General features: G+C 62.2%; 28 protein-coding genes and 1 tRNA gene. 12 read left to right on the top strand and 17 right to left on the bottom strand.

Going from position 1 to position 26,123, the window contains the following annotated elements:
- Positions 1-98: 98 nt before the first annotated feature.
- The 11 genes from EN804_RS12555 to rpoZ form a co-directional block, all read right to left on the bottom strand.
- Positions 99-1,262, bottom strand: coding sequence for a porin (locus EN804_RS12555; protein ID WP_127276222.1), 1,164 nt, complete (start codon positions 1,260-1,262; stop codon positions 99-101).
- A gap of 518 nt (positions 1,263-1,780) precedes the next feature.
- On the bottom strand, positions 1,781-2,671 hold the full coding sequence (locus tag EN804_RS12550; RefSeq protein WP_189524508.1) for an aminoglycoside phosphotransferase family protein: 891 nt from the start codon (positions 2,669-2,671) through the stop codon (positions 1,781-1,783).
- 41 nt (positions 2,672-2,712) lie between these two features.
- On the bottom strand, positions 2,713-3,633 hold the full coding sequence (gene era / locus EN804_RS12545) for a GTPase Era (RefSeq protein ID WP_135919599.1): 921 nt from the start codon (positions 3,631-3,633) through the stop codon (positions 2,713-2,715).
- Positions 3,630-4,355 carry a ribonuclease III gene (gene rnc / locus EN804_RS12540; protein ID WP_127871381.1) on the bottom strand — a complete coding sequence of 242 codons (726 nt, stop codon included), beginning with the start codon at positions 4,353-4,355 and terminating at the stop codon, positions 3,630-3,632. The genes era and rnc overlap by 4 nt, the downstream gene beginning before the upstream one ends.
- A gap of 4 nt (positions 4,356-4,359) precedes the next feature.
- The gene (gene lepB / locus EN804_RS12535; RefSeq protein WP_027144187.1) at positions 4,360-5,109 is read right to left on the bottom strand and encodes a signal peptidase I; all 750 of its coding nucleotides are present in this window, start codon (positions 5,107-5,109) and stop codon (positions 4,360-4,362) included.
- A gap of 78 nt (positions 5,110-5,187) precedes the next feature.
- Positions 5,188-5,601: a holo-ACP synthase gene (acpS, locus tag EN804_RS12530; protein ID WP_135919597.1), complete on the bottom strand. Its 414-nt coding sequence runs from the start codon at positions 5,599-5,601 to the stop codon at positions 5,188-5,190.
- Entirely contained in the window at positions 5,598-6,197 is a 600-nt protein-coding gene (locus tag EN804_RS12525) for a DUF2062 domain-containing protein (RefSeq protein ID WP_127276212.1), read from the bottom strand. The genes acpS and EN804_RS12525 overlap by 4 nt, the downstream gene beginning before the upstream one ends.
- A 263-nt stretch (positions 6,198-6,460) precedes the next feature.
- Entirely contained in the window at positions 6,461-6,841 is a 381-nt protein-coding gene (locus EN804_RS12520; RefSeq protein ID WP_189524507.1) for a VOC family protein, read from the bottom strand.
- Positions 6,842-6,854: 13 nt separating this feature from the next.
- The gene (gene pyrE / locus EN804_RS12515) at positions 6,855-7,433 is read right to left on the bottom strand and encodes an orotate phosphoribosyltransferase (protein ID WP_127276208.1); all 579 of its coding nucleotides are present in this window, start codon (positions 7,431-7,433) and stop codon (positions 6,855-6,857) included.
- A 25-nt stretch (positions 7,434-7,458) separates the two neighbouring features.
- Positions 7,459-9,687, bottom strand: coding sequence for a bifunctional (p)ppGpp synthetase/guanosine-3',5'-bis(diphosphate) 3'-pyrophosphohydrolase (locus EN804_RS12510; RefSeq protein WP_135919595.1), 2,229 nt, complete (start codon positions 9,685-9,687; stop codon positions 7,459-7,461).
- A 211-nt stretch (positions 9,688-9,898) separates the two neighbouring features.
- Positions 9,899-10,300, bottom strand: coding sequence for a DNA-directed RNA polymerase subunit omega (rpoZ, locus tag EN804_RS12505; RefSeq protein WP_127276203.1), 402 nt, complete (start codon positions 10,298-10,300; stop codon positions 9,899-9,901).
- A 319-nt stretch (positions 10,301-10,619) separates the two neighbouring features.
- On the opposite strand from rpoZ, the gene EN804_RS12500 reads away from it, so the two are divergent.
- Both EN804_RS12500 and EN804_RS12495 read left to right on the top strand, forming a co-directional pair.
- A complete protein-coding gene (locus tag EN804_RS12500) occupies positions 10,620-11,201 on the top strand; it encodes an NYN domain-containing protein (protein WP_127276201.1) in 582 nt (193 codons plus the stop codon).
- Between the two features lie 11 nt (positions 11,202-11,212).
- Positions 11,213-11,869, top strand: a complete 657-nt coding sequence (locus EN804_RS12495) for a uracil-DNA glycosylase (protein ID WP_135919593.1) — start codon at positions 11,213-11,215, stop codon at positions 11,867-11,869.
- A 33-nt stretch (positions 11,870-11,902) separates the two neighbouring features.
- On the opposite strand, the gene EN804_RS12490 is transcribed toward EN804_RS12495, so the two are convergent.
- Positions 11,903-12,376 (bottom strand): Lrp/AsnC ligand binding domain-containing protein, encoded by a 474-nt coding sequence (locus EN804_RS12490; RefSeq protein WP_135919862.1) that lies wholly within the window; start codon positions 12,374-12,376, stop codon positions 11,903-11,905.
- Between the two features lie 142 nt (positions 12,377-12,518).
- Between EN804_RS12490 and EN804_RS12485 the strand changes: the two genes are divergently transcribed.
- Entirely contained in the window at positions 12,519-13,442 is a 924-nt protein-coding gene (locus tag EN804_RS12485; RefSeq protein ID WP_135919591.1) for a DMT family transporter, read from the top strand.
- Between the two features lie 15 nt (positions 13,443-13,457).
- Here EN804_RS12485 and EN804_RS12480 read toward each other — a convergent pair whose 3' ends face one another.
- The 3 genes from EN804_RS12480 to dapA form a co-directional block, all read right to left on the bottom strand.
- Positions 13,458-14,168, bottom strand: coding sequence for a GH25 family lysozyme (locus tag EN804_RS12480; protein ID WP_135919589.1), 711 nt, complete (start codon positions 14,166-14,168; stop codon positions 13,458-13,460).
- Between the two features lie 76 nt (positions 14,169-14,244).
- Positions 14,245-14,724, bottom strand: a complete 480-nt coding sequence (gene smpB / locus EN804_RS12475) for an SsrA-binding protein SmpB (protein ID WP_027144197.1) — start codon at positions 14,722-14,724, stop codon at positions 14,245-14,247.
- A gap of 25 nt (positions 14,725-14,749) precedes the next feature.
- On the bottom strand, positions 14,750-15,631 hold the full coding sequence (dapA, locus tag EN804_RS12470) for a 4-hydroxy-tetrahydrodipicolinate synthase (RefSeq protein WP_135919860.1): 882 nt from the start codon (positions 15,629-15,631) through the stop codon (positions 14,750-14,752).
- A gap of 293 nt (positions 15,632-15,924) precedes the next feature.
- Between dapA and EN804_RS12465 the strand changes: the two genes are divergently transcribed.
- Positions 15,925-17,955, top strand: a complete 2,031-nt coding sequence (locus EN804_RS12465) for a lytic transglycosylase domain-containing protein (protein ID WP_135919586.1) — start codon at positions 15,925-15,927, stop codon at positions 17,953-17,955.
- Positions 17,956-18,063: 108 nt separating this feature from the next.
- Complete coding sequence (locus EN804_RS12460; protein WP_127871374.1) at positions 18,064-18,966, top strand: alpha/beta hydrolase; 903 nt, start codon at positions 18,064-18,066, stop codon at positions 18,964-18,966.
- 30 nt (positions 18,967-18,996) lie between these two features.
- Here EN804_RS12460 and EN804_RS12455 read toward each other — a convergent pair.
- Positions 18,997-19,087: transfer RNA gene (locus EN804_RS12455), tRNA-Ser, on the bottom strand.
- 330 nt (positions 19,088-19,417) lie between these two features.
- Between EN804_RS12455 and EN804_RS12450 the strand changes: the two genes are divergently transcribed.
- Positions 19,418-20,530 carry a pyridoxal phosphate-dependent aminotransferase gene (locus EN804_RS12450; RefSeq protein ID WP_135919584.1) on the top strand — a complete coding sequence of 371 codons (1,113 nt, stop codon included), beginning with the start codon at positions 19,418-19,420 and terminating at the stop codon, positions 20,528-20,530.
- Here the strand turns inward: EN804_RS12450 and EN804_RS12445 are convergent.
- Positions 20,527-21,054 carry a MarR family winged helix-turn-helix transcriptional regulator gene (locus EN804_RS12445; RefSeq protein WP_135919582.1) on the bottom strand — a complete coding sequence of 176 codons (528 nt, stop codon included), beginning with the start codon at positions 21,052-21,054 and terminating at the stop codon, positions 20,527-20,529. The genes EN804_RS12450 and EN804_RS12445 overlap by 4 nt on opposite strands.
- A 181-nt stretch (positions 21,055-21,235) precedes the next feature.
- On the opposite strand from EN804_RS12445, the gene EN804_RS12440 reads away from it, so the two are divergent.
- From EN804_RS12440 to EN804_RS12415, 6 genes are all read left to right on the top strand, one after another.
- Entirely contained in the window at positions 21,236-21,520 is a 285-nt protein-coding gene (locus EN804_RS12440) for an acylphosphatase (protein WP_127278538.1), read from the top strand.
- A gap of 66 nt (positions 21,521-21,586) precedes the next feature.
- Positions 21,587-22,240, top strand: a complete 654-nt coding sequence (locus EN804_RS12435; protein ID WP_135919580.1) for a TetR/AcrR family transcriptional regulator — start codon at positions 21,587-21,589, stop codon at positions 22,238-22,240.
- Positions 22,209-23,372: an isovaleryl-CoA dehydrogenase gene (locus tag EN804_RS12430; protein WP_135883368.1), complete on the top strand. Its 1,164-nt coding sequence runs from the start codon at positions 22,209-22,211 to the stop codon at positions 23,370-23,372. Before EN804_RS12435 ends, EN804_RS12430 begins: the two co-directional genes overlap by 32 nt.
- A gap of 1 nt (position 23,373) precedes the next feature.
- Positions 23,374-24,981: a carboxyl transferase domain-containing protein gene (locus EN804_RS12425; RefSeq protein ID WP_135919578.1), complete on the top strand. Its 1,608-nt coding sequence runs from the start codon at positions 23,374-23,376 to the stop codon at positions 24,979-24,981.
- Positions 24,982-24,983: 2 nt separating this feature from the next.
- The gene (locus tag EN804_RS12420) at positions 24,984-25,514 is read left to right on the top strand and encodes an O-acetyl-ADP-ribose deacetylase (protein ID WP_135919576.1); all 531 of its coding nucleotides are present in this window, start codon (positions 24,984-24,986) and stop codon (positions 25,512-25,514) included.
- Positions 25,515-25,634: 120 nt separating this feature from the next.
- Positions 25,635-26,099: a hypothetical protein gene (locus EN804_RS12415; protein WP_127871367.1), complete on the top strand. Its 465-nt coding sequence runs from the start codon at positions 25,635-25,637 to the stop codon at positions 26,097-26,099.
- Positions 26,100-26,123 lie beyond the last annotated feature (24 nt).

Below are 26,123 nucleotides of genomic sequence, written 5' to 3'. Positions count from 1 at the left end.
TGAGGCGCTGGTGCTCAGACGGGCTGGCTCCGGGACAGCGCGCAAAAAACCGCCCACAGCGATACGCTGCGGGCGGTCTGGTAAGGTCAGTCGATCCGTTAGAACGAGCGCTGGAAGCGGAGAATGCCGCCGACGCTGCTCTTCTTGTTGGCCTTGGTCCAGTTGTTGAAGTCGACGTCGTCGAATTTTCCTGCATTGAGGTAATCGACTTCAGCCGTGACCGTAAAGCCGGGCACAACGGTATAGGCAACGTTCGCGGCGATGCCGAGATTCTTCCAGTCGTCATAGGAGATCTGGGCGTTGAACGAGGTCTTGTCGTTGAACTTGTAGGTGCCGCCACCCCAGATTGCCCAGTTGCCGCCCCACTGTTTGTAGAAGCCGCGACCGTGTGCATCGATGGCGTTGTTCGCATCGTCGGTGAGATTGTCGTCGGTGCCGTAGCCAGCCATGATGAACAGCGACAATTCGTTGGTTGCCTTGACGTCGAGGCGAACCTTGCCAGCGACTTCTTCGTAGTTGCTGTCATAGGCCACGACGCCGGTGATCGCACCCCAGTCGCCCTTGTACTTCAAGCCGCCGACGACATGCGGAACATAGCTGTCGATGGTGCCCACGACGCCGGCGCCTTCTTCGAGGGAGACCATGCCCGAGAAACCGTTGCCTGCGTCGAAGTAGTATTGGACGACGTTGCTCTCCTGCCCGCCGTAGGGCACCAGCGTATCCTGGATGACGTTGCCGGCATAGCCGATGAACGTGTCGAAAGCCGTATCGTCCTTACCGACGCGCAGACCACCGAGTTGGATCCAGGCGAAACGCAGCGAGAGCGACTTGTTACGGCCCGTCCAATCGGTGCTGGCCGAATCTTCATAGTCGCCCGAGGAGTTGCCGTAGTTGAAGCGGGTCTCGGTGTAGGTCTTCAGGGTACCGAGCTCGGTTTCCTGACCGGTCCAGGTCTTCAGCGTGAAGCGGGTGTTCTTGTAGTAGGTCGAGTGATCGTCGTTGGCGTTCTGATGGTCCTGGACATGGTTGACGCCATCGAACGAGCCGGAATCGCCGACGCCGATATCATAGCGGACATAGCCGCCGATGCGCAGGCAGGTCTCGGTGCCCGGGATATAGAAGTAACCGGCGCCGTAGACGTCACAGATCTTGACGTATTCGGCCGGTTCCGGTTCGGCGACGACGACCGCGTCCGCGGCGCGCGCGCCAGACACCGCGATCAGTGCCGCGGCTGAGCCGAGAAGGAGGCTCTTGATGTTCATTTCTGACCTCTCCAGTCAAGTTAATAAGATGGCTTCTGAATTGTGGCTGGCGGATATGTTGTCCCGCTTCACCCGACAATGAAAAAGGGCTCGCACCGCGTCCCCTTTTCGCGGCGAACATACCCACCAATCTTCCGCCTTCAATGACAATTCCACAAATATGCCGGATTCAGACCACAGATTAAATCTGTGTTGCACAAATAACACTAACCCACCAGGACCAATTTTCAAATCGGCACAAATGGTACATTGTCATTTTTATGTAATAATTGGGTATTTTTTTGATTTATTCATCTGATGCTGTAATTTATTCTATTATTTTCATGTAATTAAATACGATTTCTAACAAAAACATTGGATAACTTATCTTTCGACGTCAGATCCCTGAATCAAATCTGACCAATCCCTCGGACTCCGCCGACGCCAGAAGGGCCGTGTGAAGTTGCCCGCCGCAGTGACTTTTTTTGATCCATCGGAAACTCAACGCCGTCCGATGTCGGCGCATCACGCGCTTCCCCTCACGCCTGACACTCGCGATTGATCAGCACCGCATCGATCACCTGCCAAGATTCTTCGATCTCGGCCCGGGCGACGTCTATGTGGCCGGCGGCGATGATCAGCGCCTTCCACAGCGCCCAGCCACGCCCGCGCGCCCAGGTCGCCTCATCTGCCGCGAGGCAGGCGCGAAAAGTGTCCCGGCTCTCGCCTTCGAAAAGCGTCCAGGCAATTGCCAGATCGCAGGAGGGATCACCGACACCGCAGGTGCCAAAATCGATCACCGCGCCTAGCCTGCCCTTTTCGACCAGGAGGTTGCCCCGGCTGACGTCGCCATGGAACCACACGGAAGGACCTTCCCAGGCCGCGGCAAGGGCTATCTCCCAGACAGCGGTGGCGGCGCCGGTATCGATGCGGTTGCCGAGCGCCGAGATCGCTTGCCTTGTCTCGCCGTCATAGACGGTCAGCGGTCCGCCGCGAAAGAAATTGTGCTGCCCAGGCGCTGGCCCATCGGTCGCGTCCACGTATCTCAACGCAACCAGGAACCGAGCCAGGTCCGCCGCGAATTCCGACAGATCCGCGATACGTTCCCGTTTCGCGGTCTCGCCCTCGATCCAGCCATAGACGGACCAGTGCCAGGGATAGCCCTCGGCCGGAGCGCCCATCGCCAGCGGTACGGGGATGGACAGTGGCAACAGCGGCGCCAACCTCGGCAGCCAGCGATGTTCCTTTTCCACTTGCAGGGAATAAGCGGCGGCGCTCGGCAACCGCACGGTCATCTCGTCGCCGAGATGAAAGGTCCTGTTGTCCCAGCCGCCAAAATCAACCGGCCTGACCGCAAGATTCTTCCAATGCGGGAATTGCGCGGCAATCAGCCGGCGCACCAAGGCGACATCGATCGCGACCTCAAGCATGATCTTTCCCGAAAACAGACCCTCTTGTTCGGGATCATGCCCTAATGAGGAAACTCCAACCCCATCTCGCGATAGCGCTCGGGATCATCGCCCCAGTTCTCGCGCACCTTTACGAACAGGAACAGGTGCACCTTCTGCTCCAATATGCCTGATATTTCCATCCGCGCGGCCTGCCCGATGGCGCGGATGGTCTCGCCCTTGTGGCCGAGCACGATCTTCTTCTGGCTGTCGCGCTCGACAAAGATGGTCTGGTCGATGCGCACCGAGCCGTCTTTCTTCTCTTCCCATTTCTCGGTCTCGATGTGCGAGGAATAGGGCAGTTCCTGATGCAGCCTGAGATAGAGCTTTTCGCGGGTGATCTCGGCCGCGAGTTGGCGCATCGGCAGGTCGGAAATCTGGTCTTCCGGATAGTACCACGGGCCGGCCGGCAGCGCCTGGGCCAGATAGTCGAGCAGGTCCTTGCAGCCGGAGCCGGTCAACGCCGAGACCATGAAGGTGCGCTGGAACGGCACTTTCTCGTTCGCTGCCGCTGAGAGGGCCAGAAGCGCCTCCGGCTTGACGCGGTCGACCTTGTTGAGGATCAGCGCCATCGGCTGGCGCACGTCCTTCAGCCGTTCGAGGATGGCATCGGCGTCGCCCCTGATGCCGCGTTCCGCATCGATCAGCAGCAACACGATATCGGCGTCCTTGGCGCCGCCCCAGGCGGTGGTCACCATTGCCGTATCCAGCCGCCGCTTGGGCTTGAAGATGCCCGGTGTGTCGACAAAGACGATCTGCGCGTTGTCGTGCGTGGCGATACCGCGCATGATGGCGCGTGTCGTCTGCACCTTATGGGTGACGATCGAGACCTTGGCGCCGACAAGTTGGTTGACCAGCGTCGACTTGCCGGCATTGGGCGCGCCGATCAGCGCGACGAAGCCGGAATGCGTGACAGGAGCGGCTGCAGTGTCTTCGGCGGTCATGCCGCACTCCCTTCATGAACCCAGACGCCCTCGCGAACCAGAAGGGCGGTGGCGGCGGCCTGTTCGGCCTCGCGCTTGGAGCGGCCGCTGCCGGTTGCCGGCTGAAACGCGCCGACCTTGACGCTGACGGTAAACAGCGGATCGTGATCGGGGCCTTCCCGGCCGTCGACCTGATAGGCGGGAACAGCACCCGCCGCCTGATGCGCCCATTCCTGCAATTCGGTCTTGGCGTCGCGGCGTGCCGCGCCCGAGGCTTGCGAACGCGGCTGCCAGTATTTGTGAATGAACACGCGGGCCGCTTCCAGACCACCGTCGAGATAGAGCACGGCGATCAATGATTCCAACGCATCGGCGCGCAGGTTAACGCGCTTGCGTCCCTCGAGCCCTCGCACGTCCGACCCGGCACGGATCAGGTCCGGCAGCCCGATATGCTCTGCGATATCAGACAGCGCCTCGGCATTGACCAACGCATTGAGGCGCAGCGACAACTCCCCTTCCGCGGCATCGGGAAAGGCAGCCAACAGCATATCGGCGACTACAAGGCCAAGAACCCGGTCGCCGAGAAATTCGAACCGTTCATAATCGGCGCCCGCATTGGCACCGCGCGCACTGGCATGGGTAAGCGCACGCTGCAGGCGCTGGCGGTCGGCGAAGGCATGGCCCGTGCGTTCCGCAAGCGCTTCGGCGAGCGCATCGGCGGTCAACCGTTTTGGCGCCGCCATGGCCCTAGTTGACGAAATGGAACAGGCGCGAAGCGCGCATCAGCGACGGCCATTTCCAGATTTCGAGCGGGCTTGCCTTGCCGGCGATCGAGAAGAAGACAAGGTTGGCGCGGCCGACCAGGTTCTCGGCCGGAACATAACCGACGGTGAAGCGGCTGTCGGCGGAATTGTCCCTGTTGTCGCCCATCATGAAATAGTGCCCCGGCGGCACGTCGAATTCGCGGGTGTTGTCGCCGATCGAGTTCGGCGACAGGTCCAGCGTGTCGTAGCTGACGCCATCGGGCAGCGTCTCGCGATAGACGTCGATGGGATAATCCTTTTCCGTGATGTCGGGATTGTCGATCTGGCCGGTCTTGACGCGCGGCACGCCGACGCCGTTGATGAACACTTGGCCATCCTTCATCTGGATCTTGTCGCCGGGCAGGCCAATGACGCGCTTGATGTAGTCGACGGACGGATCCGGCGGGAACTTGAATACCACCACGTCGCCACGCTTGGGCTCGGAGCCCCAGATGCGGCCCGAGAAAATGTCCGGCCCAAAAGGCAGCGAATAGCGTGAATAACCATAGGACCATTTGGTGACGAACAGATAGTCGCCTTCCAGAAGCGTCGGCCGCATCGAGCCCGACGGGATCGAGAACGGCTGGAACAGCAGCGTGCGAATGACCAGGGCGAGCAAAAGCGCCTGGACGATGACGCTGACGGTTTCGCCAAGCCCGCCGGATTTCTTCTGGGATTTTTCAGCCACGCTCATGTCGTCCTCGATTGTGCGTTGGATGGTATAGAGTCTCGGCGCGCGCTGGGCAACGTCAATGCCGGTCGTCAGATGCAATCAATGTGGCGCTTCTTCGACGGGCACCGCCTCGATGATCACAAAGGCTTGAGCGAGCGGAAAATCATCCGTGATGGTGAGGTGGATGACAGCCTGATGGCCTTGGGGCAGGATCTTTTCCAGCCGCGCCAGCGCCCCGCCGGTGAGCGCGATGGTCGGCGCACCGCTGGGCAGGTTGACGACCCCCATGTCACGCCAGAAGACCCCTTGTGCCAGACCGGTGCCCAGTGCCTTGGCGCAAGCCTCCTTGGCGGCAAAGCGCTTGGCGTAGGACGCCGCGCGGGCGCGCCGGTTCTCCGAACGCGCCTGCTCCACCTCGGTGTAGATCCTCTGGATGAAGCGCTGGCCGTGGCGCTCAAGCGACTTCTCGATGCGTCTGATGTCGATCAGGTCGCTGCCGATGCCGATGATCATTGGGCAGCGGAACCGACGCTTCCGCCGGGATGATGCGAATGCTCACGGCGTCTTGCGCGCTCGGCCAGCCGCTTGCGCCTCTGTTCGCGGAAGACATTCATGCCCCAGCGCGTGATGCCGTAGAACACCAGGCCGAACACCAGCCCGAGCGGCACCGCCCCGATCAGCATCGGCTCCAGGACGGGATGCCATAGTTTGGCGAACGAAAGCGTGTGCATCATCTCGCCCAGATGCGCCGGTGGGCCATGCGCCGGCAGGCGATCGTGCAGGATGAGCTTGCCGGTTTCCCAGGATGCGCCCCACAAGAGCGGAAAGGTCAGCGGATTGCCGAAGAAAACAGCTCCGAGAGCAGCTGCCACCAGATTGCCGGCGATCACCCAACACAGAACGGCGGCAATGATGAAGTGGAAACCGACGGGGAAGAACGAAGCAAAGACACCTGCGGCGACGCCCGCCGCCACCGCGTGCGGGGTGGCCTTCAGCCGCAGAATGCGCTTGGAGAAATATTGAAGCGAGCGCGAAAACGAACGGCGCGGCCACAAATAGGTGCGCACCCGCTCGAAAAGGCCATCAGGCTTGCGGCGACGAAAAAGCACTGTCTTCCTATTCCCGACAATTCACAGCCTACACGCCGGCTGTTCCAGCCGGGCTTCGACCACCATATCTTGCGCTTTACGGTCGCCAGAAGGCAATCGCGACTTTGATATAGCCATCCGCAACCCCGACAACAACCGGAGGCCGTCCGCGCGGTGGCCGCACCGCCAGATTTTGGTAAGGTCCGTCTCCTCCAACATCGGACAATCGCGGCGAATTTGAGAAGCGGTTTTCGGCTAATTGTCGCAGCCAAATGATCGATACGCTACCGCAGATACTGGCTGACTTCGACCAGGTTGCCATCCGGGTCGCGGAAATAGACCGACATCATCGGGCCCCGCGCGCCGAGGCGTTCCACCGGCCCGAGCTCCACCGTCACGTGATTGGCTTCGAGACCGGCAAGGAATTCATCGAGCGGCCGCTCGGTGATCAGGCAGAAGTCCCCGGATCCTGGCGTCGGCGACTGGGCTTTCGGCTCGAAGGTGCGGCTGACCTCGTGGACATTGATCTTCTGGTTGCCGAAGGCAAGTGCTGTCGGCCGGCCCGGCGTATCGACGCGTTCGAAGCCCAGCACGCGTTGATAAAAGGCGCAGGTTGCGTCGAGCGACGCCACCGTCAGCACGAAATGATCGATGCCAACGATCAATGCGACCTCCTCCTCAGATGTTGCGGCTGCCGGGCTTGATGGCCGGGATGGCGGCAAGCTCCGGCGGCAACCTGTCCGGCGGATAGGCTGGAACCTCGTATTCGGCAAGCGCAATCAGCGGCACGCCGACATGGGTCTTGCCGGCCGAACGATCGATGATGCAGGCGGCCGCGACCACCTCTGCGCCGAGTTGGCGCAAGCAATCGATGGTTTCGCGGATCGACAATCCGGTGGTGACGATGTCCTCGACGATGACGACGCGGGCGCCTTGGTCGATCTCGAAGCGCCGCAGGCGAAACTCGCCCCCTTCCCGCTCCACCCAGATCGCCGGCACGCCAAGGTGGCGCGAGGTTTCGTAAGCCGGGATCAGCCCGCCGATCGCCGGCCCGACGACATAGTCGATCTTGCCCGGCACCGCGGCGCGGATCTTCTCGGCCAGCGCCTTGCACAGCCGCTCGGTCTTGTCGGCATGCATGAACACCCGTGCCTTCTGCAGGAAGACCGGACTGCGCAGACCCGACGTCAGGATGAAATGACCCTCCAGAACAGCGCCAGCCTCGCGGAATATGCCCAGCACTTCGTCGGTATTCATCTCGTCCCCCATGGATCGGCTATCGCTAGCCATTGACGCGCCGCGCATCGCTGACGCTCGAATTGTCCTTGAGCTGCGAGAGCAGCCGGTTGAGATGCTTGAGGTCCCAGACTTCGAGATCGATCAGCATTTCGGTGAAATCGGGCGCGGTGCGCACCATCGACAGCGTATGGATGTTGGCGTCGTTTGAGGCAACGACCTGGGCGATGTCGGCGAGCGAGCCCGGCGCGTTGATGGCGGTGACCGAGACGCGCGCGGGAAACCGTTCCTTGGTGCGTTCGTCGATGTCCCAACGCACGTCGATCCAGCGCTCCGGCTGGTCGTCGAAAGCCTGCAGCGCCGGCGACTGGATCGGGTAGATGGTGATGCCGGTGCCCGGCTGGACGATGCCGACGATACGGTCGCCAGGGACCGCGCCCTCCGGCGCGAAGCGCACCGGCAGGTCGCCGCGCACGCCGCGGATCGGCACGGCGCCGGCGCCTGGCTGGTCCTTGTCCTTGCGCGCGGCCCGGCCAGGTATCTGGAACAGCATGCCGGCGGCGTTGCGGATCTTCGACCAGCCCTCCTCGCGCTGCTTGGGAGCCGCAGGGGTGACGCGCTCGTCCTTGTAGTCAGGGAAGACCGCCTTCATGACATCGGTGGAAGCCAGTTCTCCGCGACCGACGGACGCCAGCACATCCTCGATGTCCTTGCGAGCCAACCGGTGCAGGACGGGCTTCAGGTTTTCCTTGGTGAAGGTCTTGCCGGCTCGTTCGAAGGCACGCTCAAGGATACGCGCGCCGAGACCCGAATACTGCTTGCGGATGGCATTCTTGGTGGCGCGGCGGATGGCGGCGCGCGCCTTGCCGGTGACGACGACCGATTCCCACGCGGCTGGCGGCACCTGCGCCTTGGAGCGGATGATCTCGACCTCGTCGCCATTCTTCAATTCCGTCATCAGCGGCATGATGCGGCCATTGACCTTGGCGCCGACGCAGGTGTCGCCGACATCGGTGTGGACGGCATAGGCGAAATCGATCGGCGTGGCGCCGCGCGGCAAGGCAATCAGCATGCCCTTCGGCGTGAAGCAGAACACCTGGTCCTGGAACAGCTCCAGCTTGGTGTTTTCGAGAAAATCTTCCGGATTGTCGCCTTCGGCCAGTTGCTCGATGGTGCGCCGCAGCCAGGCATAGGCGTTGGTCTCCTTCGAGATCGCATGGCCGGCGCCGTTCGTCTTGCCACCGGTGTCCTTGTAGATGGAATGGGCGGCGACGCCGTATTCGGCGATCTTGTTCATCTCGCGGGTGCGGATTTGCAGTTCGACGCGCTGGCGCGAAGGGCCGACGATGGTGGTGTGGATCGAACGGTAGTCGTTCTGCTTCGGCGTCGAGATGTAGTCCTTGAAACGGCCGGGCACCATCGACCAGGTGGTGTGGATGGCACCCAGCGCGCGATAGCAATCCTCGACGGTGTCGACGACGACGCGGAAGCCGAAAATGTCGGACAGTTGCTCGAAGGACAGCGCCTTGGCCTCCATCTTGCGGAACACCGACCATGGCTTCTTCTGCCGGCTCTTCACGCCGGCGTTGATGGCATGCTTCTCAAACAGTGCCGACAGCGCCTTTTCAATGTCGGTCAGTACGCCCTTGTTGCGCTCGAAGATCTCGGCGAGGCGGGCGGTGACGGCGCGGTAGGCTTCCGGATTGATGAAGCGGAAGGCGATCTCTTCCAACTCCTCGCGCATGCCTTGCATGCCCATGCGCCCGGCCAGCGGCGCGTAGATGTCCATCGTCTCCTCGGCAATGCGCAGGCGCTTGGCCTCGGGCATGTGATCAAGGGTGCGCATGTTGTGCAAACGGTCGGCGAGCTTGACCAGCAGCACGCGCACATCTTCCGAGATCGCCAGCAGAAGCTTGCGCAGGTTCTCCGCCTGCTCGGCCTTCTTGGAGACGAGATCGAGCTTCTTAAGCTTGGTCAGGCCCTCGACCAGCTTGCCCATTTCGGGGCCGAACAGATCGTCGATCTCGGCTCGCGTCGCCGTGGTGTCCTCGATGGTGTCGTGCAGCAGGGCGACGGCGATGGTCGCCTCGTCCATGTGCATCTCGGTGAGGATGGCCGCGACCTCGAGCGGGTGCGAGAAATAGGGATCGCCGGAAGCGCGCTTCTGGTGGCCATGCTTCTGCATGGCGTAGACATAGGCCTTGTTGAGCAACGCCTCGTTGACGTCAGGCTTGTAGCGCTGCACGCGCTCGACAAGCTCATACTGACGCATCATGGGCTAAATCTCTCGGCGATGAAATGAATCATGCGCCGTACTGTCGTACGGCGCATGTCCGGTACCAACTGTCGCAAATACCAGATTCATACATTATGCCAAGTGCGGCCAAAACTGCATCTGGTATTTGCGACAGTTGGTACTCGATAGCCACGAAACTGCCGGGACGGAAGGGCCGGAAGATTGTTCCAGGCGCTTCCGGAGAGCTGTCTTAGTAGTCGTCGCTCTTTTCCGGCGGGACCAGACCTTCGATGCCGGCCAGCAGGTCTTCCTCGGTCATGCGATCGAAGGTGACGTTGTCCTCGGCGTCGTCGGTGTCGGCGGCGGCGACGGCACCGCCAGTCTGGTCGGCGATCACTTCGCCATCGGCTTCGGGCTCGTCGACCTCGACATGCTTCTGCAGCGAATGGATCAGATCTTCCTTGAGATCGTCGGGCGACAGCGTCTCGTCGGCAATCTCGCGCAGCGCAATGACCGGGTTTTTGTCGTTGTCGCGCGGGACGGTGATCTGCGCGCCCTGGCTGATCTGACGGGCGCGGTGGCCGGCCAGAAGCACCAGCTCGAAGCGGTTGTCGACCTTGTCGATGCAATCTTCAACGGTTACGCGGGCCATGGATTGCCCCTTTCATGCCTGGATGTGACGGAAAACAGGCGCGGTGCATAACCCGAACGGCGCCAAAATACAAGCATCATGGCGATGCAGGCCCACAGGGCACTCAATCCCTCCATCAAACTGCGGATTTGGCAAAGCCGGCCGCGTCCACGGTTCGGCTCTACGATCACAATTGCTTGCAGTGCGCCAGACGCCCTTGGATTGCCACCAAACTGGCGTTATCTCGGTTGGTCCAAGGTCGGCCGGTTTTCATGAGCCTGACCAATAGTCGATACCGCATTTCGTTTAGACGGCGCTTATTTCGAAAAGGATTATTTCCATGTTCGACCCTCGTGAAAAAATCGCCCTGTTCATCGACGGCGCCAATCTCTACGCCACCTCGCGCGCACTCGGGTTCGACATCGACTATCGCAAGCTTTTGGCGAGCTTCCACAAGCGTGGTTACCTGTTGCGCGCCTATTATTATACCGCGCTGGTGGAGGACCAGGAGTATTCCTCGATCCGGCCGCTGATCGACTGGCTCGACTATAACGGCTTCAAGGTGGTGACCAAGCCGGCCAAGGAATTCACCGACTCGACCGGCCGCCGCAAGATCAAGGGCAACATGGACATCGAGCTCACTGTCGATGCGCTGGAACTCGCCGACGTCGTCGACCACTATGTCATATTCTCCGGAGATGGCGATTTCCGCACGCTGGTCGAGGCGCTGCAACGGCGTGGCCGCAAGGTGTCGATCGTCTCGACCATGGCCTCGCAGCCGCCGATGATCTCGGATGACCTGCGCCGCCAGGCCGACCATTTCATCGACCTGGCGACGCTGAAGAACGAAGTCGGCCGCGATCCCTCCGAGCGGCCCGTAAGGCGGCCCGAACCGGCCGAAGTCGAGGAGGACGACTACTGAGGCCGGTCGACTTGACCGTCCTCTCCGCTTCCGAACCCAGCCGCGACTGCCCACTTTGCCCGCGGTTGCATGACTTCATCGCCGAATGGCGGCAGCGCGAGCCGTCCTGGTTCAATGCGCCAGTGCCGACCTTCCTGCCACCGGGCGGCGAAGACACCGTCCGGCTTCTGATCGTCGGTCTGGCGCCTGGCTTGCGCGGCGCCAACCGCACCGGGCGCCCGTTCACCGGTGACTATGCCGGTGACCTGCTCTATTCGACACTGATTGCCCACGGTTTTGCACGCGGCGAGTTCAAGGCGCGGCCCGATGACGGGCTGGAACTCGTCGGCACTGCCATCACCAACGCGGTGCGCTGCGTGCCGCCGGAGAACAAGCCGGTGGGCGCCGAGATCACCACCTGCCGGACATTTTTGGTGCCGACGATCGCTCGCTTTCCAAACTTGCGCGCCGTGCTGGCGCTGGGATCGATCGCGCACCAGTCGACCGTGCGGGCATTGGGCGGGCGCGTCGCCGCCTATCCGTTCAAACATGGCGGGCAATTGCCCGCCGGCGGCATTACGCTGTTTTCGAGCTATCATTGCTCGCGCTACAACACCAATACAGGCGTGTTGACCGAAGGCATGTTCGTCAGGGTGTTTGGCGACATCGCGGCATTCCTGGAGACCTGAAATATCGGTCGTCGGACGGTCTCCGGTGCCAGCCTACACCGGCAACAGGGCATCCGGTTTCACGTCGCCGATCGACGCATAGGTATGTGTTTCCTTCACGCCCGGCAGCGGCAGGATGACGCGTTTGAGAAAGTCCTGATAGTCGGCCATCTCGGCAATGCGCGCCTTCACAAGATAGTCGAAGCCACCGACGACCATATGGCATTCCAGAACCTCGGGCGCCTTTGCGACCGCCTCGGCGAAACGATCAAAGATATGCGGGGCCGTGTGATCGAGCCGCACCTCGATGAAGACAAGCATGCCTCGGCCAATCTTTACCGGATTGAGCACCGCCCTGACGGCGGTGATGAACCCGTCGCGAAACAGGCGCTTCACGCGCTGGCTGGTGCCGGTCGGCGACAGGCCGACGCGCGCTGCCAGATCAAGCGTGGTGCTGCGTCCATCTTCCTGCAGCAGCCGCAAAAGACTGCGATCGACGGCGTCGAGGTCGCCCGATTCAGGATTCACGTTCAAGCCACCTCATTTGCGTGAACTACACGTCAATTTTCGAAAAACAGCGTATTTAGTCGCGGCCATTTCGACAATAGGCTGCGCTTCATCGCAAGGTCGGGGCTGTCTCCTCCTGGCGGCATGAATATGGTGGCAGAACATGGCGGACGTCCGAGACACGGGAAACACAAGGCTTGCGGTGATCGCCGGCCTCGCCATGATCGCCATCTATGCCGCGCAGTTCGTGGCCGCCCGCTTCAGCCTCAGGGAGCATCTGACGGCCACCGACATGGCCGGCTTGCGCTTTGCCGGTGCCGGCGCGGTGTTCCTGCCGATCGTCTGGAGGCGCGGCCTGGCGACCATGACGGCGCTGGGCTGGCGGCGTGGATTGACGTTGGCGGCGCTGGCCGGATTGCCCTATCCGCTGATCATCAACTGGGGCCTCACTCATGCGCCCGCCGCCCATGCCGCGGCGCTCTGCCCCGCCTCGATCGTCTTCTTCTCGTTCCTATTGTCGCTGTTCAGGGAAAGCGCGTCGCGCCGGCGGATCATTGGCGTCGCCACGATCATCGCCGGCTTGTTGCTGTTCATAGCGCCGGCGCGCACCGGCGCCGGTGATGTCTTGTTCGGGGATCTGCTGTTTGTCGGATCGGGCGCGATGTTTTCCACATATGCCGTTCTTGTGCAGCGGTGGCGTATCGAGCCGGTGACGGCGACCGCGAGCGTCGTGCTTTTGTCCTGCCTGCCGCTGCCACTTCTCTATGTCTTTGCGCCAAGCGGCCTCCATGCCGCCGCAGGCGCCGAAATCGCCAGCCAGATCGTCATTCAAGGTCTTCTCGCCGGCGCTGTCGCAATGTTCCTTTACACTTACATTGTCGACCAATTGGGCTCGCAGGCTGCATCGCTGTTCCTGCCGGGTGTGCCGATCGCCACCGTGATGGTCGGCATGGTCGTGCTTGGCGAGACCCCGCTGGCGATCCAATGCGTGGCCATCGCCATCATGGCCGCCGGGATGGGTTATTCGGCGATGGGTCGACGCATCACCAGGGAAAATCTGGCTGTTCCGGCACCAGCTGGATCGTAAATGGTTTCAGTGGCATCAAGGTATGGGGGCAAGCAGCGCCGCCAACTTCTGCGGCCCGCCCTGCAAAACGTTCAGGTCGACGTCCCCCTCAATGCCGTCCACGCGTCCCCGGTTGTGGTACTGCCAGTAGACCCAGTCACGGCGGTCCGGCTCCATGAGCAGAGAGCGCAGCCAGAGTGGGCGAGCGCTGATTTGCCCGGCATAGGCAGCTTCGGCTTCATCCGTCAGATAGACGATCGCTGGCTTGCCGAAGGCCGCCTCGACGGGTCCAAGGAAAGCCTGCAGTTCGGCGTTCAGTTGCTCGGGCGACGGGCGCTGCGGACAGTTGCCGCCGAACTCGATGTCGACGACCGGCGGCAGCAACGGCTGATCGCGCGGCACCACCGAGATAAAATTCCTGGCCTGGTCGGCGCCCGGACGGCAGAAGGTGAAGAAATGATAGGCGCCGACGGCGAGCCCGGCGGCGCGGGCCTCGCGCAGGTTGCCGGCGAAGGCTTCGTCGACATGGTCGCCGCCCTCAGTCGCCTTGATGACGGCGAAAGCCACATCATCGGCGGCAACGCGCCGCCAGTCGATCTTGCCCTGATGATGGGAGACGTCGATGCCCCTGACCGGATATCTGCCGCGGTCGGGAGAATAGGTGTGGAAATAGACCAAGGCCCCCGCCGCAACGATACATGCCAGGGCAAGACTGGCGAGGCCCCAGAGAACAATCCGCTTCTTCAAGACCATCCCCTGTTGGGCTTGCCGATTGTTAGACCTTGAAGCCCCGGCTGTTGGCTTTTTTCAGGCCGTCACCTGATCACCCGCGTTCCTTGAGCAGCCGGCCCTTTTCGCGCGACCAGTCGCGTTGCTTCTCGGTCTCGCGCTTGTCATGCAGCTTCTTGCCGCGGCCAACGGCAAGCAGCAGCTTGGCGCGCCCCTGATCGTTGAAATAGATTTTTAGCGGCACCAGCGTCATCCCTTCACGGTCGACGCTCTGCGACAGTTTTGCCATCTCGCGCTTGTTGAGCAGCAGCTTGCGGCGCCGGCGCGGTTCGTGGTTGAAGCGGTTGGCCTGCAGGTATTCAGGCAGATAGGAATTGATCAGCCAGATCTCGCCGCCTTCTACCGAGGCATAACTGTCCTGGATGTTGGCCTGGCCCTGGCGCAACGATTTGACCTCGGTGCCAGTCAGCACCAAGCCGGTCTCGATCGTGTCGAGCACCTCATAGGAAAACCGCGCCTTGCGGTTTTCCGCAACGGTCTTGTTGTTGGGATCGGCTTTTCTGACTTGATTCATGATGTGGAGAGGTGGCGCCTCATCCTCAATTAATCAAGCCGGCGTGCTTCATGGCCGCATCGATCTTTTCGGCCGTCGACTGCTCGATGGTGACCAGCGGCGAACGCAGCACGTTCTCGACCTTGCCCAGCTTCGACAGCGCGTATTTGGCGCCGGAGACGCCGGGCTCTATGAAGATCGCCTTGTGCAGGGGCAAGAGACGGTCCTGCAGCTCGAGCGCCTTGGCGCTGTCGCCGGACAACGTTGCCTCCTGGAATTCGGCGCACAGCCTCGGTGCGACATTCGAGGTCACCGAAATACAGCCGACGCCGCCATGCGCATTGAAGCCGAGTGCCGAGGCATCCTCGCCGGAAAGCTGGATGAAATCCTTGCCGCAGGTCATGCGCTGCTCGGACACCCGCTCGACCTTGCCGGTCGCGTCCTTGACGCCGACGATGTTCTTGAAGTCATGCACCAGCCGGCCCATCGTCTCCGGCGTCATGTCGATCACCGAGCGCGGCGGGATATTGTAGATGATGATCGGCAGCTTGGTCGCCCGGGCGACGGCGGCGAAATGCTCGTAGAGACCGCGCTGTGTCGGCTTGTTGTAGTAGGGCGTGACGACCAGGGCGGCATCGGCACCGGCCTTTTCGGCATACTGCACAAGCCCAACAGCTTCCTCGGTGTTGTTGGAACCGGCGCCGGCAACCACAGGGGCGCGCCCCTTGGCAACCTCGATGCAAACCTTGACGACGTGGCGGTGCTCGTCATGCGACAGCGTCGGCGACTCGCCGGTGGTGCCTACGGGGACGAGGCCAGTGGTGCCTTCGCCAAGCTGCCATTCGACGAACGCGCGAAAGGCTTTCTCGTCGAAACGCCCGCTCTTTTCGAACGGTGTCACGAGCGCAGTAAGCGAGCCTCTCAGCATGTCGTCCAACTCCTTGGGACTTCTAGGTTCATGCATGTCGTCGTCCCAAAAGCGGTTACCGGTTTTGGGACGACATGCATCGGGTTTTATCGTGCGCGCCTTCTAACCGAAAGCGAAGCCGCGCACCATAGTCTCGACATTGTTGCGCGGCAAGCATTGCCATGGTGCCAGCAAGCGTTATTCGAACGGCCTCGATAACCCTTTGTTTACGAGCCCTTCACGACCTAAGTCTAGGCTTCGAGGCTTCTTCGCCTGCTGGTAAAATGCTGGACTAAGGAAAGACACGAAGGATCATGCCGACCGGTCGGCCCCGCCTGTTCGCGCTTCTTGGCGCCATCGCCGCGCTGATGCCCGGCGTGGCGATCTGTGGCAGCGCCGATGTGCGGGTCACTTCGGCCATTCCGATGCCTGGCGTACAGGACAAGGCGCAACAGGCCCCCACCCCCGGCGTCACGCTCTTGAAAAGCGGCCTGGATGCGCTGGCAGCTGGCGATATTCCCGGCGCGCGCGGTGTGCGCGATGCCCTCCCCGCACAATCGCTCGACCAGCACATATTGGCCTGGGCGATCGCGCTCTACGGGGGCGACAAGGTTCCGAGTGGCGATATCGCGGCGGCCGCGAAGATGCTGCCCAATTGGCCAGGCACCGTTGCGTTGCGCAAGAACAGCGAGCGCGCGCTCTATCGCGAGAACCCAGCGGCGGACATCGTCATCAAGGCTTTCGACGGCAGCCAGCCGCAGACATTCGAAGGCGTGATGGTTCTCGCGCGCGCCTATGTGTCGTCCGGCAACGCCAAAGCGGCGCGATCGGTGTTGTCGCCGTTCTGGCGCACCGCGATCCTGGACGCCAAGGACGAGGCGGCTCTGATCAAGGAGTTCGGCGCCCTTGTTCCCGCCGCCGATCACCGTTTTCGCATGGAACGCATGTTCTATGCCGACCGGGTGAATTCCGCCTTGCGTGTCGCCGGCCTCGCCGGCGCCCAGCAGCTTGCCGACGCCTGGGTGGCGGCCGACAGAGGCGACAAGAATGCGGCCAAACTGCTGAAGGCGGTGCCGGTGGCGCAGCGTTCGGCCGGCTATTTCTTCGCGCAGGCCGAATATCTGCGCAAGCAGGAGGATTTTGCGGGCGCAGCGGCGGTTGTCATGAAAGCGCCGGCAGACCGTGAATCCCTGGTCGATCCGGACGCCTGGTGGGTCGAACGCCGGGTGCTGTCGCGCGAACTGGTCGACCAGGGCGACATGAAGACCGCATACAAGATAGTCGCCATGCATGCAGCCGAAAGCGCGGCCAATGCAGCGGAAGCCGAGTTCCATGCCGGCTGGTATGCGCTGCGCGGCCTGAGCGATCCCAAGCTCGCGGCGACGCACTTCGCGCGCATCGCCGAGCTAGCTCAGGGGCCGATGACCCTGTCGCGCGCCTATTACTGGCTCGGCCGCTCGGCGGAAGTCGGCGGCCCCGGCAATGCCAAGGATTATTTTGGACGTGCGGCGACCTACGGAACGACGTTCTACGGCCAGCTAGCCGCCGAACGCGTCGGCCGGCAGGCGCTCAACATCGTCTATCCCCAGCCAAGTGCCGCCGACCGGCAGAACTTTGCCGGCCGCGAGGCCGTCTCCGCCATCAAGCGCCTGCAGGAGGCAGGCTACGACCGTTATGCCGAAACGCTCTATCGCGACCTTGCCGGGCAGTTGACCAGCCCGGGTGAACTGGCGCTGCTCGCTGTCCTTGCGGAAAAGCAGAACAACCATTTCATGGCGCTGAAAGTTGGCAAGATCGCCGGGGCGCGCGGCATCGATGTCGGTGCGTTGTCGCATCCGCTCGGCGTCATCCCCGATTCGGCCAATATTTCCGGTTCGGGCAAGGCGCTGGCCTATGCGATCGCCCGCCAGGAAAGCGAATTCAACGTCGGTGCCGTATCCAGTGCCGGCGCGCGCGGCCTGCTGCAGCTGATGCCGGGAACCGCCAAGCAATTGGCGAAGAAGGCCGGATTGCAGTTTTCGCAGACCAGGCTGACAAGCGACGCCGGCTACAATGCAACGCTTGGTTCGGCGTTCCTTGGCGAACAGCTCGATCGCTTCAACGGCTCGTACGTATTGACCTTCGCGGGCTACAATGCGGGCCCCGCCCGGGCCAGCCAGTGGGTGGCGAAATACGGCGACCCGCGCGGCAAGGACATCGATGCGGTGGTGGACTGGGTCGAGCGGATTCCCTACACGGAAACAAGAAGTTACGTGCAGCGCGTGATGGAGAATTACGAGGTCTACAAGATGCGTATTTCCGGCAAGTACGACATTGTAGGCGATCTCGTGAATGGGCGCAGCTGAGGCTCTTGCTCTCCCCGTGCGAGGAGAAGGAGGAGCCTTTCCCGTTTGACCCTCCAGCGCTCCGTCTATAGCAGTCGTGGACGATCTCGCGGCTAAGGCGTCCGTTCCATGTCGAGCAATCCAGATTTCTCCGACTTCTTCTATGCCGCGCCAGATGGGCTGAGGCTTCACGCGCGTGTCTATGGCGAAGCGAGTTCCGCCCATTGGCCGGTCGTCTGTCTGCCTGGCCTGACGCGCAACGCGCGGGATTTTCACGAGCTTGCGCTCTATCTCTCAACGCGATCCGCCCTTGCGCGCAAGGTTGTCGCTTTCGACTACCGCGGACGCGGGCAGTCGGCCTACGATCCCGATGTCAGTCACTACAATGTCGGCATCGAAGCCGGCGACGTTCTTGCCGGGCTGGCCGCACTCGGTATCGAACAGGCGGCCTTCATCGGCACCTCGCGCGGCGGGCTGGTGATCCATGTCCTTGGCGCGATGCAGCCGGCGGTACTGAAAGCCATCGTGCTCAACGACATAGGGCCAGTGATCGAAGCCGCCGGCCTCGCTCACATCCAGTCCTATCTCGAACGCACGCCAAAGCCGAAAACCTTCACCGAGGCGGTGGATGCCCAGCGCAATGTTCATAGCCAGGACTTTCCAGCGCTTGCTGAGGGCGACTGGGAGCGAATGGTGCGCGCGCTCTATCGCGAGACGAATCAAGGGCTGCTGCCCGATTTCGATTCGAAGCTGGTCGACACGGTTGCCAATCTCGACCTGTCACAGCCATTGCCGCCTCTTTGGCAGCAATTCGATGCGTTGGCGGCCATTCCGCTGCTCGTCATACGCGGCGCCAATTCAAGGCTATTGTCCCAGGAAACGCTGGAGGAGATGCGAAAGCGTCATCCTCCCGGCACCAGGACAATCACCGTACCGGATCAGGGCCACGCACCCTTCCTGGAGACCGGTAACCTGCCCAATGAGATCGCGCTCTTTCTGGATCAAGCAGAGGCGCAGAAAAATCCGGGGTAAGCCCCGAGAGCAACCAAGGTCTTGGGGTCATGGCGGAGAGGATGGGATTCGAACCCACGAGAAGCTTTTGACCTCTACTCCCTTAGCAGGGGAGCGCCTTCGACCACTCGGCCACCTCTCCGTTGCGCCGGTGGATAAAGAAAAGCGGCGGCACAATCAACAAGCCCGCGTCATTAATATGGAAAAATAAGAGCGTACCGGACCGCGGCTTTGCGCGATGCGGGGATTCTGCGGCAATTCCTGGCTGGTAGAACTGGTCGCGGGTTGCGCCTTGGTGCAGATCGAGCGTTGAATTGCCTGGACTAGGCGGGGGCAATCGCGTGTTCATCCTGCCTCGCTGGCAAATACCGCCGGCAGAATCCAGTAAGGCCACCGGATCGGCCGATCCTGACCTTGCACCGTCCCAAGCGGCACGTTAGCAAGAAGGCTCCCTTCCAAGCGAGCTTTCGACATGCTTCAGCGCCCTGCCCTCTCACCACTCATCGCCGCGCTTCCGTCGACCGTGCCTTTTGTCGGCCCCGAAGCGCAGGAGCGTGAACGCGGGCGCGCTTTCCGTGCCCGCATCGGCGCCAATGAGAGCAGCTTTGGCCCCTCGCCGCGCGTGATCGCCCGCATGGAGAGTGTCGCGCGCGACCAGTGGATGTATTGCGACCCGGACAATTACGACCTTAAAGTTGCGGCGGCCGCGCATCACAATGTGGCTGTCGAGAACGTCGTTGTCGGCGAAGGCATCGACGGCCTGCTCAGCCTGGTGGCGCGCATGTATGTGGCGCCTGGCGATGCGGTGGTCACCTCGCTCGGCGCCTATCCTACCTTCAACTTCCACATTGCCGGTGTCGGCGGCCGGCTGGTGAGCGTCCCATACGAGAACGATCGCGAAAGCCTGGACGGTCTGCTCGCGGCGGTCGTCAGGGAAAAGGCGCCGCTGGTCTATCTGTCCAACCCGGACAATCCGATGGGCAGTTGGTGGGAGGCCGACGAGATCATCGGCTTCATACAAGCCCTGCCGGAAACCACCATGCTGGTGCTCGACGAGGCCTATGGCGAGCTGGGACCGGCCTCGGCCCTGCCGCCGATCGATATTTCGCGGCCAAACGTCATCCGCATGCGAACCTTTTCGAAGGCCTACGGACTTGCCGGCATACGGTGCGGCTATGCGTTGGCCGAGAGGCTGGTGATCAGCGACTTCGAGAAGATCCGCAACCACTATGGCGTCAGCCGCATGGCGCAGATCGCCGGCGTCGAGGCGCTCGCCGACCAGGCCTATCTCGAGGCGGTGGTGGCCCGGGTGGCCGCCGGACGGCGGCGCATCGCTGATATCGCCGAACAGAACGGGTTGAAGCCGCTCGCCTCGGCGACCAATTTCCTCACCATCGACTGCGGCCATGACGGTGCTTTCGCCCTGAAAGTGCTGCAGGGACTGTTGTCGCGCGACGTCTTCATCCGCAAGCCGGTGGCGCCAGGACTAGACCGCTGCATCCGCGTCAGTGTCGGTCTCGACCACGAATTGGATATCTTCGCCGAGGAATTGCCGGGCGCATTGGCGGCGGCGCGGGGAAACTAGGGCACTTCCGGGCGCTCAGGAGCCATCGCTACGCCGAGCAGATGCCTGGCACGCGTCAGCACATCCGACAGTTCCGCGGCTTCCTTGTCATTCAGGCTCGCGGTCAGGCGGGCGAGATCACGATCCGTAGCCGCATGAAGTGCGGCAAGCGCGGCCTGGCCGCGCGCGGAAAGCGAAAGAACGCGCGATCGTAGCGGCGCGGGACCGGTGCACATTTCAGTCAGGCCGGCGGCAGAGAATTTGCGAAGGATTCTAGTGACATAGGCAGGATCCACCTGAAGGCCCCGAGCGATTGCGGAGGCCACCGGTTCGAGATCGAGCCGAAGCGCTCGGGCCAGAAAGCCTGTCTTGCCGCCAGGTTTGGTGGGGCAATCGCGGGGGTGATGACCGAGCTCGAACAGCACCCGCGCCTCGGTCAGCGTATAGGCACTGTGCATCAACGTCTCGTCGAGCAACCCTATCAGCCCGGTATAGAACCGGTTGAAGCGGCGGATATCGCCGACCAAGGCATTGCGATCGCTCATGCCAGAAGCCTCCGGGAAATTTCCAGACCGCAGGGATGATGGCCAGAAAATTGACCCAGTCAACCATTTACTGGATCAAGTCACTTATTTCCGCAAAAACTCCCGGTCTTCGATTGGATAGTACCTCAAGCCAGTTGCCTTCGTTCGGTGCCGCGCCAGACTCTATGCAAGGGAGTGAGCCATGAAAGACCGGAAAAGGGCGGTTCAGGCGCGCATATACGGCAAGGTTCAAGGTGTCGGCTACAGGATCTGGGCGCGAGGCGAAGCGACAAGGTTCGGGCTGCTGGGCTGGGTGCGCAACGAGAGAGACGGCTCGGTGACGGCATGGCTTACCGGCGCCGACGCGGCGGTTGCGGACATGATCGAGCGGCTACGGCAGGGCCCGCTGGGAGCGGCGGTCTCGCGGATCGATGTGGAAGAGCTGGAGAGTTGGACCACGCCTGGAGATTTCAGGATCATTGCGTAGGAGCATTTCGCTCTCTTGAATTAATTGAACGTTCGTTTTATTACTACCGCCGTCAGCGAGGCGATGATGGCACGCACCACAGGATCAGACGGCGGGCGAACCGAGGCGGCAATCCGCGAAGCGGCGGTCAATCTGATAGCGCGCTACGGCTATCAAGCGATGTCGATGCGCCAGTTGGCCGCCGAGGTCGGCGTCCAGGCAGCCGCGCTCTATCGCTATTTCCCGACCAAGGAAGAGCTGCTGTTCACACTGATGCGCGAGCATATGCAAGGACTTCGCGAAGCCTGGGAGCACTCCAGGCCGGCCGGCGCGGATCCGGCGCGGCAGCTTGCCGCCTATGTGCGCAACCACATCGCCTTTCATATCGAACGCCGCCACGCCACGCATGTGTCGAACATGGAATTGCGCAGCCTGTCGCCCGACAGGCTGACGCAGATCCTGCGCATGCGCACGGCCTACGAAAAGGAACTACGTTCGATCCTGCGCGATGGCGCCGAGGCGGGTATTTTCAGCGTCGAGGACACCGGCCTGACGGCCATGGCGCTGATCCAGATGATGACCGGCGTCATTGTCTGGTTCCGGCCGGGCGAGCGATTGTCGATCGCTGAAGTCACGGCAACATATCTTTCGATGACAATGCGCCTGGTCGGCGCGAAGATCGATGGGGTCATGCGGCAGGAGGAACGGCATGTACACGAACACGCTCAGCTTCGGGCATGACGAGGACATCGAGGCGCTGCGCGACCTGGTCCGGCGCTTCGCGCAGGACAGGATCGCTCCGCTCGCAGCCGACATCGACCGGGAGAACGAATTCCCCGCGCATCTGTGGCACGAACTCGGCGCGCTCGGCCTGCTCGGCATAACCGCCGATCCCGATTTCGGCGGCAGCGGCATGGGCTATCTCGCCCACGTGATCGCGGTCGAGGAGATTTCGCGCGCCTCGGCATCGGTCGGCCTCTCCTATGGCGCCCACTCCAATCTCTGCGTCAACCAGATCAACCGTTGGGCAACACCGGCACAGAAGGAAAAATACCTGCCGCCGCTGTGTTCGGGCGAGCATGTCGGGGCGCTCGCCATGTCGGAGCCCGGCGCCGGCTCCGACGTGGTGTCGCTCAAGCTGCGCGCAGACAAGCGCAATGACCGTTATGTGCTCAACGGCACCAAGATGTGGATCACCAACGGTCCGGACGCCGAAACGCTGGTCGTCTACGCCAAGACCGACCCGGAACGGCAATCGCGCGGCATCACTGCCTTCATCGTCGAAAAGGCGATGCCGGGGTTTTCGGTGGCGCAGAAGCTCGACAAGCTCGGCATGCGAGGCTCCAACACCGGCGAACTGGTCTTTTCGGATGTCGAGGTACCGTTCGACAATGTGCTGCACGAGGAAGGACGCGGCGTCGAGGTGCTGATGTCTGGCCTCGACTATGAGCGCACCGTGCTTGCCGGCGGGCCGATCGGCCTGATGGCGGCGTGCCTCGACGTGGCGATCCCCTATGTTCACGAGCGCAAGCAGTTCGGCCAGCCGATCGGGGAATTCCAGCTCGTGCAAGGCAAGCTTGCCGACATGTATACGGCGATGAACGCAGCGCGCGCCTACGTCTACGCCGTCGCCGCCGCCTGCGACCGCGGCCAGACCAGCCGTAAGGATGCCGCCGGCTGCGTGCTGTTTGCCGCCGAGAAAGCGACGCAGATGGCGCTCGACGCCATCCAGCTGCTTGGCGGCAACGGCTATATCAACGACTATCCGACCGGCCGGCTGCTGCGCGACGCCAAGCTCTACGAGATCGGGGCCGGCACCAGCGAAATCCGCCGCTGGCTGATCGGCCGCGAAATCATGGCGGAGGGAGCGTAGCATGGCCGCGCTGCAAACCCAGATTTCTCCTTCCTCCGAGACCTTCCGTGCCAATGCCGAGCGCATGCGGGCTCTGGTTGCCGACATCGCCGAAAAGGCCACGGCCGTCGAGCGGGGCGGCTCGGACGAGGCACGCGAGCGCCATGTCGGCCGTGGCAAGCTGTTGCCGCGCGAACGCCTGGCGCAATTGCTGGACGCCGGTTCGCCTTTCCTCGAGATCGGCCAGTTCGCGGCCTGGTCGATGTATGGCGAGGAGATTTCGTCGGCCGGCCTGATCGCCGGCATCGGCCGTGTCGAGGGCACCGAGGTGATGGTCGTCGTCAACGACGCCACCGTGAAGGGCGGCACCTATTATCCGCTGACGGTGAAGAAGCATCTGCGGGCGCAGGAGATCGCACTGCAAAACAACCTGCCTTGCGTCTATCTGGTCGACAGCGGCGGCGCCAATCTGCCCAACCAGGACGAGGTCTTTCCCGACCGCGAGCATTTCGGCCGCATCTTCTACAACCAGGCCAACATGTCGGCGGCCGGCATCCCGCAGATCGCCTGCGTCATGGGCTCCTGCACCGCCGGCGGCGCCTATGTGCCGGCGATGTCGGACGAGACGATCATGGTGCGCAATCAGGCGACCATCTTCCTCGGCGGACCGCCGCTGGTGAAGGCGGCCACCGGCGAGGATGTCAGCGCCGAGGATCTGGGCGGCGCTGATGTGCACACCAGACTTTCCGGTGTCGCCGATCACTATGCACTGGACGACGAACACGCGCTCGCCATTTGCCGGCGCATCATCAAGAACCTGAATCGGAACAAAGCTGTAAGCCTGAAGTTACACAAAGCGATTCCGCCGCTTCATCCGGCGGATGAGCTTTACGGCATCGTCCCGACCGATCTGCGCCAGCCCTATGACGTGCGCGAGGTGATCGCGCGCGTCGTCGACGGCTCCGAATTCGATGAGTTCAAGCAGAACTACGGCACGACGCTGATCACCGGCTTTGCCCATCTCCACGGCATGCCGGTCGGCATCATCGCCAACAATGGCGTGCTGTTTTCCGAGAGCGCGCTGAAGGGCGCGCACTTCATCGAATTGTGCTGCCAGCGCAAGATCCCGCTGGTTTTCCTGCAGAACATCACCGGCTTCATGGTCGGCAGGAAATACGAGGCGGGCGGCATCGCCAAGGACGGCGCCAAGCTGGTGATGGCGGTTGCGACCGCCAGGGTGCCCAAGGTGACCGTCATCGTCGGCGGTTCGTTCGGGGCCGGCAATTACGGCATGTGCGGCCGCGCCTACTCACCTCGCTTCCTGTGGATGTGGCCCAACGCCCGCATCTCGGTGATGGGCGGCGAGCAGGCGGCGACGGTGCTAGCCATGGTCAAGCGCGAAGGCATCGAGCGCAAGGGCGGGGAATGGACCGCCGAGGAGGAGGCGAAATTCAAGAAGCCGATCCTGATGAAGTACGAGCATGAAGGCCACCCGCTCTATTCCTCGGCAAGGCTCTGGGATGACGGCATCATCGATCCGGCCCGGACACGCGAGGTGCTGGCGCTCAGCCTGTCGGCCGCGCTCAACGCCGAGATCGAGGAGACACGCTTCGGTGTGTTCAGGATGTGATGATGAGCGCCACGGGCGACCGGATCAGCGTTCACACCGGCGACATCACCAAGCTGGCGGTCGATGCCATCGTCAACGCCGCCAACTCCTCGCTGCTCGGTGGCGGCGGGGTCGACGGAGCCATTCACCGCGCCGCCGGGCCGGAACTCGAATTCGAATGTCGCATGCTCAATGGCTGCAAGACGGGCGATGCAAAGCTGACCAAGGGTTATCGGCTGCCGGCCCGCCATATCATCCATACGGTCGGGCCGGTTTGGCAGGGTGGCGGCAAGGGTGAGGCAGAACTGCTCGCCTCCTGCTACCAGCGCTCGCTCGAAATCGCTTTTGCCAATGACTGCCAGACAATTGCCGTTCCAGCAATCTCGACTGGTGTCTACCGGTATCCGAAGGCTGAAGCGACTGCGATCGCGGTCCGAACGGTCGGCAGCTTCCTTGCACGGAACACATCGCCGGAAACCGTTACTTTCTGCTGCTTCGATGAGCCGACTTCAGAACTATACCGAAGAGCCATTGCTGCTCTGGGGGAAAGTTGAACTGTATGGACCAATCGATTCATCATCATAGCCAAATGAAAATTTCTACCGGCGAACTGGCGGCGGCACCGAATGTTCGCTATTGCTCACACTGGGTTGGGCAATTGGGCTGGGGTGAAAATGGTTCGGAAATATTGTCGCAAGTCGGCAGCGTCGATACTTGCAGGATTACTAATGTTCTCGGCGACTGGCATGAGCAGGGCCAAATCGCTTGCAGGCAGGAAAGACCACGTTCGTTTCCCGGTGCTGACCGGACTGCTTGTCGTAACGACAGTCGCCGCCGCGACGGCGGGTTCACTGGCGGGAAGCAAGGGAGACGTGCATTTTCCACCGACCATGGGCTCGGATCCGAAAAGCGAATGCAACGTGGCGTACAAAGCCTATATCGCGGCGGGCGGTCATTCGGCCTACGCCACGACCTTTTATTCGCGCGTTGTCGACCTCTACATCATCTGCGGGACGAAGCTCAACGCGCCGTCCCAGAAGGCCGCGGAAGAAATGGCGCTGCGCAACTGCCAGGCCGGCTTGACACGGTGGAAGCTCAAGACCGCGAGCGGCGGCTGCGCCATCTCGGCGTCGAAGTAGGCAGGGCCGAACGCCAGCTGGAGC

Source organism: Mesorhizobium sp. M8A.F.Ca.ET.161.01.1.1, assembly GCF_004792105.1.
In the GTDB taxonomy this organism is placed as follows: domain Bacteria; phylum Pseudomonadota; class Alphaproteobacteria; order Rhizobiales; family Rhizobiaceae; genus Mesorhizobium.
This window is presented reverse-complemented; position numbering and strand designations above follow the sequence as displayed.